Genomic DNA, 13568 nt, shown 5'->3' with positions numbered 1-13568 from the left:
ATGAAGAAGTTAGAAATCGAAAAGGAGAACAGCATGATAGCAATAACAGGTGTAACAGGAAAACTAGGTGGAAGAGTAGCGAGAGTTTTAAGTGAACGAGGGATAAATACTGTTCATATTGCAAGAAATCCTATGAAAGCTAAGAAATATAGTAATGCAGAAATAAGAAAAGCAAGCTACGAGAATAGCGAAGAAAGTCGTTCGGCATTAACTGGAGTAAAAACATTATTAATGGTATCAGCGAAAGAAAATGCCAAAAGGGTGGAAGAACACATTGGATTTATTGATGCAGCTAAAACAGCAGGAGTAGAACATATCGTATATATTTCATTCTATAATAATAAAGAAGATGCAACATTTACTTTATCACGAGACCACTATCAAACAGAAAAATACATAAAAGAACAGGGATTACAATATACATTCCTTAGAGATAATTTTTATTTAGATTTCTTTTTAGATATGTGTTTAGAATATGGAGAACTTCGAGGACCAGCAGGAGATGGTTTAGTATCTGCAGTAGCTCGTAAAGATGCTTCAGATATGGTAGTGGCAGTTATGTTAAAAACAGAGGAATATAAAAATAAAGTATTAAACTTAACAGGTCCACGAAATTTATCGATGAAAGAAATTGCTGAGATTGTTAGTGAAAAAACAGGTAAGGAAATTACATATTACAATGAAACAGTAGAAGAAGCCTATAAATCACGCCAAAAATGGGAAGCAGAACAATGGGAATATGATTCATGGGTAAGTACATATACAGCTATAAAAAAAGGTGAACAAAAAGGAGTTTCACTAGACATAGAAAAAGTATTAGGAAGACCAGCAACATCATTGGAACAACTTTTAGAGGAGTATGTTGGAAGAAAATAAAGTAGGAACAGAAATTTTCCAAATTTTTTCAACTTTAATTTCATTTTAATTATAGTCTAAAGTTCACGTAAGGTAAGTGGGATATAATATAAACATAACAAAACTTAATAATATTTTTTTTTCATAATATATGGGACTGATTATTTTATCAGTCCCTTTCTCCATTACTATAGTAATTTTCTAAAGTTACTATAATTGTATGCTATATCTTTATATTATATTTCTTTTCCAAGTTTGAGAGAATTTTTTCTCCGTCAATAAGATTTTTATTTTTGATATCTTTAATTCCTGCTTTTAGAAACTCAGCTTCTAATCTTTCTTTATTTGTCTGGGATTGTAATTTTTTTTGAATGTGATTAGATGTTTTTTTAAAAAATTTATTTGTAATAGAATTTGGGTTGTGTTTTTGCATATTATCACCTCACTATAAAAATATACCATCATTTTTAGTATTGTCAATATAAGAGATATATTTGAAAAGTAAATCTTTGAGTAAAGTATTTTTCAGAAAGGTATCTATTTTCAACTTTAATTACATTTTAATTATAGCTTTAAGTTTACATAAGGTTCGGATTATATAATATAAACATAACAAAACTTAATAATATTTTTTTTCATAATATATGGCTCATCGAAAGATGAGTCTTTCTCCATTTTTTGGGATTATTTTCAAGAATTTTCAACTTTAATTTCATTTTAATTACAGCTTTAAGTTTACATAAGGTTTGAATTATATAATATAAACATAACAAAACTTAATAATATTTTTTTTTCATAATATATGGCTCATCGAAAGATGAGCCTTTCTCCATTTCTGGGAGGACTTGACAAGTTATTATTTTTGTAAATATAATATATTTAAATTGATAATTAATAAATTCTATGAATACTCATGCTGTTAAGAGATTAGCAAATGAAAGTATTTAGTATAGATGATATTTGCGAAGGTGTAGATATGAATATTAGTTTTGAAAGAAGCATAAACGAAAGAAATTCTCTATTAATCTGCGAATGGTCGAATGAGAAAGGTGAAGAATTTCAAAAGCAATGGATGGGATCAAAAATTTCTTATCCTTTAGATTTAGAAAAAATAAGAAAATTAGAGAATATATTTTCTATTTTTCATGAAGAAGAATTTATAGGCGTAATACAAATTATAAAAATTGAGGAAAATAATGCACATTTAGGTAGATTTATTTTAAATCCGCAAAAAGTAGGACAAGGATTTGGAAAAAATGCATTAGAGTTGTTTGTTCATCGTATTTTCGAAGATGAAAATATTAATAGTATAACTCTAACAGTATTTGATTCTAATATAACTGCTAAAAAGCTGTACGAGAAATTAGGTTTTAAAATTGATAAAGTGATAGAATTTCCAAGTTTAAAGTATATCATGAAAAGAACTAGATAGTTATTATTTTCAAATATTTTCAACTTTAGTTTCATTTTAATTATAGTCTAAAGTTCATGTAAGGTAAGTGGGATATAATATAAATATAACAAAACTTAATAATATTTTTTTTCATAATATATGGTCCATCGAAAGATGGGCCTTTCTCCATTTTCAGAATAGTTTTCAGGTTATTTCTTGAAACTTTAATTCAAAGTGCTATAATATTATTTATGAAAAAAACATCAGTAAATTTATTAGAAGGTCCGATATTACGGGCGATGATTACTTTTGCAATACCGATTATGATCGCTACTATTTTTCAGCAACTCTATAATACGGTAGATATTATGATTGTTGGTAGATTCCTTGGAGAAGAATCCCTTGCTGCTGTTGGAGCTACTGCTGCGATATTTGAGCTTGTTGTTGGTTTTGCATTAGGTATAGGAAATGGAATGGGTATAGTTATTGCCCGTTACTATGGTGCAGGAAATTATGAAAAGTTAAAGAGTGCTGTGGCGGCTACATTTGTTATTGGTGGAGTATTGAGTATTATAATTGCCGTATTAGGTAATTTTACCTTATATCCTTTGTTGGAATTGCTTGGAACACCTAGTAATATTATTGCTCAGTCTTATGAGTATATTTATTTTATAGTGGTATTTGTAGGTGTTACTCTTGCATATAATTTATGTGCTGGATTACTTCGAGCAGTTGGAGATAGTAAAGCAGCCTTATATTTTTTAATATTTTCTGCAATTATTAATATTATATTAGATATATATTTTATTGCTTATTTACATATGGGTGTGCGTTCAGCGGGGATTGCAACTCTTATTTCACAAGGAATTTCTGCGGTATTATGTTTTACTTATATCCGCAAAAAAACTCCGTTTTTAATACCATCTAAAAAGCATTTCATATGGGATAAAAAGCTTTATATTGATTTATTGGGGCAAGGGATTTCTATGGGGCTTATGCTCTCTGTTGTCTCTATTGGAACGGTAATTTTACAAACATCGATTAATGCCTTAGGTTCAACGATTATCAGTGCTCAAACAAGTGCTAGAAGAATTATGGTACTAGCACTTCTTCCAATAATAGCTATGAATGCGACAATAACGACCTTTACATCGCAGAATTTTGGTGCGAAACAATATAAACGTATTGTTGAAGGACTTCGACAAGGATTGATTATTACGATTACTTGGTCAGTTTTCATTTGTATCGTCTTATTCTTTGCAAGTCCAGCTTTAAATGAATTTATAACAGGAAGTAACGATGAAGAGTTAATCTATCAAGCCTCATTGTATTTAAAAATAAGTTCTGCTTTCTATCCAGTCTTAAGTGTACTCGTTACTTTAAGAAATGCTCTACAAGGTTTAGGTCAAAAAATGATGCCACTTGTTTCGAGTATTATTGAAATGTTAGGAAAAATATTCTTTGTTATTTTTATTATCCCAAGTACAGGATATTTAGGAGTAATATCTGTAGAACCTATACTATGGTGTGTAATGGCAGCTCAATTGTATTATGCATTTAAAAAAGAACCAGTTATTCGTTCGTTGAAGAAACAGAGTTAGTAGAAGGTTGTGGGTAGCACCCAATTAACAAAATAGAGAAGGAATGAGGCTGACCCAAAAGTACTAGATTTTGAAAAAAGTTTACATAAAAACTCATAGACGCAGTGGTTTATTGACATCTAAATTCGCTTTGTAAAAGCTTTTTAGATATCTAATAACCTGTGCGGGAGTGACTCTAAAAAATCGATTTCTACGAAATCACGATTTTTGAGTCACTCCCTTTTTTACTGCAAACACAACAGTCACGTGATATAATAGTAAGGTATTTAAAAATTAATGATAAGGTGACAGAATGAATAAATTAAAACAATTATTAAATGAGAAAAAATATTTAATTATGGGGATATTGAACTTTACTCCGGATTCTTTTTCGGATGGGGGAGATTTCTACGATGTGGAAGCTGCGATTGAAGGTGTTCGTAAGATGGTATCTGAAGGTGCGGATATTATTGATATCGGTGCGGAATCGACTCGTCCAGGTTCGACTGTAGTTAGTGAAGAAGATGAACTTGCAAGACTGCAAAGCGTATTTCCAACTTTAAGAAAAATATTTCCTGATGTGTGCTTTAGTGTTGATACATATAAACCTAATGTAGCTGAATATATGATTGAGGCTGGAGTAGATGTACTAAATGATGTAAATGGAGCAAAAGGAAGTACTATGGCAGAAGTCGCTGCTAAGTATGATATTCCAATCTTTATTATGCACAATGGTGGTGTAGAAGAAGGGCGCGAGATTGAACAAGTTGTACGTGAACTTGGTGAAAGTGTTGATATTTGCCTAAGTGCAGGTGTGAAGAAAGAAAATATTATTGTCGATCCTGGAATGGGATTTGGTAAAACTGCAGAAGCTAACCTAGAAATTACACGAAAACTAGAGTTACTTAATTCATTAGGTTGTGAAATCTTATATGCAGTAAGTAGAAAGAGAACTACAGATTATGTACTAGGTGGAAATAGTAATCCGAAAGATAGAGATATAGTAAGTGCTACATTATCTTTAGAAGCGGTGAAACGAGGAGCTAGAATGGTGCGTGTTCATAATGTAAAAGTTATGAAAGAAGCCTTAATAACATATGAAATAATTAATGGCTAATCTAACAGAAGGAGGTTAAAATGAAGAATACATTTGTTTATAATAATCATTTAGAAGCGAAGAAAGTTCTTAGTACGCTTGAGAGTGAATTAGAAACATGCGATGAATTTATTTTCAGCGTGGCGTTTATTTCTGAGAGTGGTTTAACTAGTTTACTTCAAACTTTGAAGAATTTAGAAGAGAAGAATATCCGTGGGAAAATTTTAACGACGAATTATTTATATTTTAATACTCCTAAAGTGTTAGAGAAATTGTCTAATTTTAAAAATATTTCTTTAAAGATTTATGACTGTGTAGAAAATAAGCACGGTTTCCATACTAAAGGTTACTTATTTAGACGTGGTGACTCATGGAAAGTGCTGATGGGAAGTTCGAACTTAACGAGCGCTGCACTTACGATAAATAAAGAATGGAATACTTTTGTTGAGGGTGATAGGGTTCTAACGGATAACATTCTATATGAGTTTAATAGTCTATGGGAGAAATCTAAGTCTTACTCTGAAATAAAAGATAAGTATGTTGAAGAATTCGCTAGTAATAAGATTGAGACTGCTACTAAGAAAATTATTTCCGAGGAAATTAAACCGAATAAGATGCAAAGGAGTTTTATAGAAAATTTCGAAAAACTTCGTAATCAAGATAATAAGGGGCTTCTTATTTCTGCGACAGGAACTGGTAAGACATTTGCGGCTGCTTTTGCGATGAAGAGTATAAATGCTAAGAGGTTATTATTTATCGTTCATAGGGAACAGATTGCTCGTCAGGCGCTGGAGACGTTTAAGGCTATTTTTGGAACTAGTCGTAGTTATGGTTTACTTACAGGTAAAGAGAAAAATATAGAAGCAGATTTTATTTTTACTACAGTTCAAACTATGTCTAAAGAAAATATTTTTAAGAGTTTTAATGATACTCATTTTGGTGAAATTATAATAGATGAGGTACATAGGGCAGGAGCTGATAGTTATCTTAGATTGATGAATTATTTCAAACCGGTATTTTACTTAGGGATGACGGCGAGCCCTGATAGAACGGATAGTTTTAATATTTATGAATTATTTAATAATAATATTGTTTATGAAGTTCGCCTTAAAGAAGCGATGGAAAATTCATTGTTATGTCCATTTCATTATTTCGGTATTAGTGATTTAGAGGTTGATGGTAAGGTTATTGATGAACTGAGCGATTTTTCAAATTTAGTATCTGATGAACGTGTTGAACATATTATAAGTAAGATCAATTATTATGGTTATTCAGGAGATAGGGTAAAGGGTCTAGTTTTCTGTTCATCGAAACAAGAAGCTAAGGTGCTTAGTGAGGAGTTCAATGCGCGTGGATATAATACTACTAGCTTAACAGGTGAAGACAGTCAGGAGCGACGCGAACTGGAGATTGCTAAGTTAGTTGCGAATGATGGAGATACGCTAGATTATATATTTACCGTAGATATTTTCAATGAAGGTGTAGATATTCCAGAGGTTAATCAGGTAATTATGTTAAGACCCACTCAAAGTTCTATTATTTTTATTCAGCAGTTGGGTCGTGGTTTACGAAAATCTGCGGATAAGGACTTTGTAGTAATAATAGATTTTATCGCGAATTACAAAAATAACTTTTTAATTCCTGTAGCTTTATCTGGAGACAATAGTTATGATAAAGATACCGTAAGGAAATTTTTATCCCAGGGAACTAGGTATATTCCGGGGACGTCGACTATTCACTTTGATGAAATCTCTAAACAGAGAATTTACAGTGCGATAGATAATGTTAAGTTAAACACATGGTTATTCGTTACTGATGAGTATAATAAGCTTAAAAATAAACTAGGAAGAATACCTACGTATTCTGACTTTGAGGACTATGACGCTATAGATATTAGAAAGATTTTCGAGGTAGCTGGAAGTTATTATTCATTTTTAACTAAAAAGGAAAAACAGTTTGAATATAGTGGGAAATTGACGAAGACAGCAGAGAATATGTTGAACTTTGTTTCTACTAATTTAATCTTGAGTAAAAAAATAGAGGAACTTATAATTCTACGTTTGTTATTAGATGATAAGAAGTGTAGTGTTCTTACAATTTTTGAAGAAATAATGTTGAAAGACTACAATAAGTTTATCGCTGACTATGAATTGGATGTCAGTAGGAAGATACTTACTAACAATTTCGTAACTAGTAGCGTCACTAAGAAGAAGTTTCATGATTGTATATTTATTGAGGAGAATGTTGCCGAAATAAAAATATCTAAGGAATTCGAAGAACAGTTACAATCAGAGATTTTTAGGGAGTTATTGTTAGATCTAGTAGATTATGGGATTTACAGATATAATAAATATTACAAAGATAATTTATACAAAGATACTAATTTTGTATTGTATGAGAAATATAGTTTTGAGGATATTTGTAAATTATTCTCATGGGGAATAAACTACGTACCACTCGCTATAGGTGGTTATAAATACGATGAAAGAACGAAGACTTTGCCAGTGTTTATTAATTACGATATTGATGAAAATTCATTTAACCGTGATTACACACATGGATTTTTACCGGATAATGGATTTACTTCGATGTCGAAGCCGAGAAGAAATTTAGAATCGAAAGAGTGCGATTATTTCTATAATAACGATACGAAAATCTATCTATTTATGAGAAAAAATAAAGATGATAAAGATGGAGCAAGAATATTTTATTTCCTAGGTGAGATGAAGACAATAGGAGAGCCTAAGTTGGTAGCTAGAGAAAGAAGCGGAGATACAGTAATACAATTCTTCTATAAAATACAAACTCCAATCCGTGAAGATATGTATGAATATTTCACGAGGGATAGGATATAAAAATAATATATTAAGAGCAACTAAAGTGAATTTGAGTTCTAGAGAATTAGGGTTTAATTTAGTTGCTCTTTTTATTAATTGTGGTGAAAATAAAGTTGAATGATAAATATTTTAAATTTTCAAAAAAGAATGAATAATATATTGAAAATTTAATTGTGCTAATGTAAAATAGAGCTAATATAGGAGGTGATATTCAATGAATATTTTCTTGAAAAACAAACTCTATAGGTTATTCACTGTTTCATTAGCTTTTGGGAATGCAGGGAGGACGTTATTTGATATTGCGTTTATTATTTACGCGACGAGTTTACCGAATCCAGAATTAGCCGTAAGTATAGTGTCAATAGCCACTACATTACCTTATATTATCTCGTTTATCTTAGGATATGTCGCAGATCAGACAAAAGATAAGTATGATAGAATAATGTCTACTAGATTTTATCAGTTTTTATTATTTTCATTATTCGCTTTGGTGTGTATTTATGGAATACAATGGTGGATTTTTATTGTATTAGTATTTGTGAATGTAGTTGCAGATATTCTAGGTGGGTATAATAGCTATTTATCAATGTCGATAAATACTAGGTTAGTGAGTAAAGAACAACTTAGTGGAGCATTGGCATTTATCAGTTCTATAAACAATATAATCTCACTTGGAGGGAAGGCTGTAGGAGTATTTGTTTTAGGGCTTCTAAGTTATAACTATTCATATTTTGGAATGTTGAATGCAGCACTATTCTTAATATCATTTTTAATACTGGCAAAGTATAAAAATGCGATGAAAGATGAGATCGGTAGTTTTAAAGTTGAGAATAAAGAGAAGGTAAGTACTAAAAGATTTTTAAAGGATACTATTGAAAATTTTAAAATACTTCGTGAGATAAAGAAAATATATAATTTTGTTATACTATTTTTAGGGATGAATTTTTATTCATCCGCAATGTTCGCGTTGCTTTTAGTAATTTTAGTAAAAAATGATAGCTTATTGTTTGGAAATGTTGCTTATACTATTACTTTATTAGAAATCGTGGAAGTACTTAGTACAATTGCCGGAGGAGTCTACCAGATTAGTTTTTATAAAAACATGAGTTTAAGGAATAATGCTATATTAGAAATAATTTTATTCATTATGTATGTAGGAAATCTATTGATACTGCAAAATAAATTTATACTCGTGATTTTAACTGTAATAATAGGTTATTTTGCAGGAATATCAAATCCAAAACTAGATGCATTGATTTTACAATCAGTGCCTGAGGAAAAACAAACGTCAATATATAGTATCTTTAGTACTGTTATTACTATTTCCGTTCCGATAGGAACAACAGTAATACTATTTTTCGCGAATTTTATTAGTGCTTCATTTGCATTATACAGTTTGCTACTATTATTAATTATAGTTTTGATGTATTCATTTAAAGTTAAGTAATAAAAAAACAATCCCCTTAGATTTTGTCTAAGGGGATGCTTCTATTCATTACTTCATGGATGAAAAGAAGTATGAGTTTAATGTCTAGTTATTTGAATGAATAGCTTATTGATTTTCTACGAATTTTTTCTCATCAAATCCGAACCAAGCTGCTTCCATGATACCTTCCATATCTTTGATTAGAGCTAATCTTGGGTTGGCAGGAGTACATTGGTCTTCGTAAGCATCCATTGCTAAAGTAGGTAGAGCTGCTTTGAATGCTTCGTAGTCAACACCGTGATCTTTGAAGCACATTGGAGTTCCTACACGTTTACCAAGTTCGAATACTGCTTGAGCATAAGAATCAACTGCTTGTTCTGGAGTATCAGCTTTTAGTCCTAACATACGAGCGATGTCTTGGAATCTTTCATCAGCTTGATAGTGTTCGTATTTAGGCCATAGAGATACTTTACCTGGGCGAGTACCATTGTATTTGATTACGTATGGTAATAATGTTGCGTTAGTTTCACCGTGTACAGTGTGGAATTTACCACCGATTTTGTGTGCCATTGAGTGAGAAATTCCTAAGAATGCATTTGCGAAAGCCATACCAGCTAAGCAAGAAGCATTGTGCATTTTCTCTCTAGCATCTTTATCAAATTCTTTAACAGATTTTTCTAAGTTTTCGAATACAAGTTTGATTGCACGAAGTGCTAATCCATCAGTATAATCGTTAGCAAGGATAGAAGTATAAGCTTCAGTTGCGTGAGTAAGTACGTCCATACCTGTTGCAGCTGTTGGTCTAGCTGGTACTGTTTGAACTAGTACTGGGTCAACGATTGCTACGTGTGGAGTGATAGCATAGTCTGCTAGAGGATATTTTTTATCATTTTCTTTATCAGAGATTACTGCGAAAGGTGTAACTTCACTACCTGTACCAGAAGTTGTTGGAACAGCGATGAATGTAGCTTTTTGTCCTAAGTGAGGGAATTTTACAGTACGTTTTCTGATATCTGCGAATTTTTGAACTAATTCTTTGAAGTCTGCATCTGGTCTTTCGTAGAATAACCACATGATTTTAGCTGCGTCCATTGGAGACCCACCACCTAGTGCTACGATAGCGTTAGGTTTGAATGTATTCATGATTTCTAATCCACGTCTTACAGTTGTGATATCAGGGTTAGGTTCTACTCCAGCGAATATTTCGTATTGAACTTTATTTTTACGACGGTTTAATTGATCGATGATGCGTCCTGCGAAACCAAGTTTAACCATTGATTCGTCAGTTACGATCATTACTCTTTCTAAACCCTCCATTTCACTTAAGTATTTGATTGCGTTTGGTTCGAAGTAAACTTTTGGAGGTAATTTGAACCATTGCATGTTATTGTTTCTACGTCCGATTAATTTGATGTTTAGTAAGTTAACTGCATTTACGTTACCAGATACTGAGTTACGTCCATAGCTACCACATCCAAGAGTTAGTGATGGGATGAATGCATTGTATACATCTCCGATTCCTCCGAATGTAGAAGGTGAATTCCAAACTACACGACAAGCACGAACTACTTTACCAAATTCTTCAGCAACTTCTTCGTTTTGAGTGTGGATTGCTGCAGTGTGTCCTAGACCATTGAATTCAACCATTTGTCTAGCTTTTTCAATACCATCTTTTGTGCTACTAGATTTTAATACAGCTAATACTGGAGATAGTTTTTCACGAGTAAGTGGTTCTTTAACTCCAACTTCGCTACATTCAGCAGCTAAGATTACTGTTCCTTTTGGTACTTCGAATCCAGCTAATTTAGCGATTTCTGTAGCTGGTTTACCAACGATTATAGAGTTTAACTTAGCTCCACCGCAGTTTTTAGAGTTTGCTTCTACACCGAATAGTAAGTTTTCTAGAAGAGTTTTTTCTTTTTTAGTTACGAAGTGTACTCTGTGAGATTTCATAAGTTTAACGAATTCATCGTATAATTCTTTATCAACGATTGCAGCTTGTTCACTGGCACAAATCATACCGTTGTCGAATGCTTTACTTAATACGATGTCGTTAACAGCTTGTTTAAGTTTAGCTTCTTTGTGTACATAAGCAGGTACGTTACCAGCACCAACACCTAGAGCAGGTTTACCGCAAGAGTAAGCTGCGCGAACCATTGCGTTACCACCAGTAGCAAGGATAGTAGCTACTCCATCGTGATTCATAAGTGCATGAGTTCCTTCCATTGAAGGTTTTTCGATAAATTGAATGCAGTTTTCAGGAGCCCCAGCTTTAACTGCTGCATCACGAACGATACGAGCTGCTTGTTTAGAACATTCATTTGCAGATGGGTGGAAACTGAAAATTATTGGGTTACGAGTTTTTAAACAGATTAGAGATTTGAATACTGTTGTTGATGTTGGGTTAGTTGTTGGTACAACACCACAAACAACACCAACTGGTTCAGCTATAGCTGTAAGTCCATCAACGTCATCTTTATCGATTACTCCAACAGTTTTAAGATCGCGCATGTAGTTTACAATGTATTCACATGCATAAAGATTTTTAATCGCTTTGTCTTCAACAACACCACGACCAGTTTCTTCAACAGCTGCAACTGCTAACGGTCCGTGTGCTTCAAGAGCTGCAACGGCTGCTGCTTGAACTATTGCATCAATTTTCTCTTGATCTTCGATCTTTTTGAATTCATCTAAAGCTACTAATGCTTTTGATACTAATGTATTTACTTCTTCAACTGGATCTACAGTTTGTAATTTTTCTTTAGACATGATATTTTACTCCTTTTAATTCAGGAATTTATAACAGAAATAATGAGAATATCTGTAAAGTATAATAGTGGATAATTATCATTTAATTTTTGTTATAAACACCTCTTATTTGTTTACATTTATATTTTACACCTACAATTAATCGATGTAAATACCTGTTATATAACTAAAAAACCTAGATAAAATATATATTTTCATATAAAATTTGAATGTACAAATTAATGGTGTAGGTATTTTTGAATTTAATATTATATTTCTATTATATAAATAAATTACTTTGATAATAATTGTTTTCAATGTTATCTTACATTATACAAAATAATTATTATATAACAGATTATGGAGAGTGTTTTTGTTTTGAATAGTTAAATATAATATTAAAAATAAAGTTTCATATATTGATAACGTTTATCAATTGATATTAAAAGGAATTGTGTATTATAATAGAAGAAAAGAATAACAAGTATATTTATCGTAGTCTAACTTAAGAAGTAATTAAATTGGTGAGGGAGCTAGACTGTAATTTTTTCAGTAAATATTTAACATGAATTATATTTATGATTTACTTGTATTTACTAACGATGATTAAATTAAAAAATATTTAAAAAATACATAGTTATTAGTTGATTTTTATTTTTATACTTGATATAATAATCGCTAGAGTAATTTTATTACTCCTTACTCTCTAGTAAACTAGAGAGTCGCAAAGACCAAAAGGAGGTAACACACACATGAGAAAATATGAAGTAATGTTTGCTGTTCAACCACGTATCGATGAAGAAGCTAAAAAAGCTGTGGTTGATAGATTCGTAAATATTCTTTCAGAAGGTGCAGAAGCAGTAGAAGTTAAAGATTTAGGTAAAAAACGCCTAGCTTATGAAATCGAAGACTTCAGTGATGCTTACTACTATGTAGTAGAATTAACTTCAGAAACAGATGCGTCTACAAAAGAATTCGATCGTTTAGCAAAAATTAGCGATGACATCATCCGTCACATGGTAGTAAGATTAGAAAAATAAGGGGTGAAATACTATGGTAAATCGTGTAGTATTAGTAGGTAGATTAACTAAAGATCCAGAATTGAGATATTCTAGTTCGAATCTTCCAATGCTTTACTTTACAGTAGCTGTAAACAGAACATTCACTGACCAAAATGGTCAAAGACAGACAGATTTTATTAACTGTGTAGCTTTTAGAAAGCAAGCAGAAAATATGGCGCGTTTCTTAGGACGTGGAAGTCAAGTTTCAGTCGAAGGTAGAATACAGACTAGAAATTATCAAGGTAAAGATGGAAACACAGTTTATGTTACTGAAGTAGTAGCAGAAAGTGTTCAATTCCTTGAATCTAAAAACAGCTCACATAGTAGACAAAATAATGGTTTTGATTCTATGAGTTTTAATCAACCTCAATCTCAACCAGCGTATAATAACAATAATCAAAATTATTATAACAACAATACTAATCAAAACTTTGGACAAGCTAATTCAGCTATGCAAGATTTTATTAATGACAGTTCATCATTCTCTGATTTTGGGGAAAACTTCCCAAGTAATCTAGATGATGACTTCATGCAGGATGTAGTAAATCCGTTTAAAGAAGACTAAAATTACA

At 31.6% G+C, this 13568-nt stretch carries 10 protein-coding genes; 8 read left to right on the top strand and 2 right to left on the bottom strand.

The genetic code is table 11. The features are described 5' to 3' along the window. The first annotated feature begins 33 nt into the window (after nt 1-33). A complete protein-coding gene (locus ACWOA3_RS06205) occupies nt 34-876 on the top strand; it encodes an SDR family oxidoreductase (protein WP_456884766.1) in 843 nt (280 codons plus the stop codon). 202 nt (nt 877-1078) lie between these two features. Here the strand turns inward: ACWOA3_RS06205 and ACWOA3_RS06200 are convergent, their stop codons facing one another. Beyond that, complete coding sequence (locus ACWOA3_RS06200) at nt 1079-1288, bottom strand: hypothetical protein (RefSeq protein WP_456884764.1); 210 nt, start codon at nt 1286-1288, stop codon at nt 1079-1081. Between the two features lie 501 nt (nt 1289-1789). On the opposite strand from ACWOA3_RS06200, the gene ACWOA3_RS06195 reads away from it, so the two are divergent. From ACWOA3_RS06195 to ACWOA3_RS06175, 5 genes are all read left to right on the top strand, one after another. Then, entirely contained in the window at nt 1790-2287 is a 498-nt protein-coding gene (locus ACWOA3_RS06195) for a GNAT family N-acetyltransferase (protein ID WP_456884762.1), read from the top strand. A 212-nt stretch (nt 2288-2499) separates the two neighbouring features. After that, a complete protein-coding gene (locus ACWOA3_RS06190; protein ID WP_456884760.1) occupies nt 2500-3849 on the top strand; it encodes an MATE family efflux transporter in 1350 nt (449 codons plus the stop codon). Between the two features lie 292 nt (nt 3850-4141). Further along, the gene (gene folP, locus ACWOA3_RS06185; protein WP_456884758.1) at nt 4142-4945 is read left to right on the top strand and encodes a dihydropteroate synthase; all 804 of its coding nucleotides are present in this window, start codon (nt 4142-4144) and stop codon (nt 4943-4945) included. A 20-nt stretch (nt 4946-4965) separates the two neighbouring features. Next, nucleotides 4966-7779 carry a DEAD/DEAH box helicase gene (locus ACWOA3_RS06180; protein WP_456884756.1) on the top strand — a complete coding sequence of 938 codons (2814 nt, stop codon included), beginning with the start codon at nt 4966-4968 and terminating at the stop codon, nt 7777-7779. A gap of 196 nt (nt 7780-7975) precedes the next feature. After that, nucleotides 7976-9208 (top strand): MFS transporter, encoded by a 1233-nt coding sequence (locus tag ACWOA3_RS06175; RefSeq protein ID WP_456884754.1) that lies wholly within the window; start codon nt 7976-7978, stop codon nt 9206-9208. Between the two features lie 105 nt (nt 9209-9313). On the opposite strand, the gene adhE is transcribed toward ACWOA3_RS06175, so the two are convergent. Next, the gene (gene adhE, locus ACWOA3_RS06170; protein WP_456884752.1) at nt 9314-11956 is read right to left on the bottom strand and encodes a bifunctional acetaldehyde-CoA/alcohol dehydrogenase; all 2643 of its coding nucleotides are present in this window, start codon (nt 11954-11956) and stop codon (nt 9314-9316) included. A gap of 731 nt (nt 11957-12687) precedes the next feature. On the opposite strand from adhE, the gene rpsF reads away from it, so the two are divergent. Beyond that, nucleotides 12688-12975 (top strand): 30S ribosomal protein S6, encoded by a 288-nt coding sequence (rpsF, locus tag ACWOA3_RS06165; protein WP_027129919.1) that lies wholly within the window; start codon nt 12688-12690, stop codon nt 12973-12975. Between the two features lie 13 nt (nt 12976-12988). Beyond that, entirely contained in the window at nt 12989-13561 is a 573-nt protein-coding gene (locus ACWOA3_RS06160; protein ID WP_456884749.1) for a single-stranded DNA-binding protein, read from the top strand. Nucleotides 13562-13568 lie beyond the last annotated feature (7 nt).

The organism is Gemella taiwanensis, from assembly GCF_054054385.1.
This window is presented reverse-complemented; position numbering and strand designations above follow the sequence as displayed.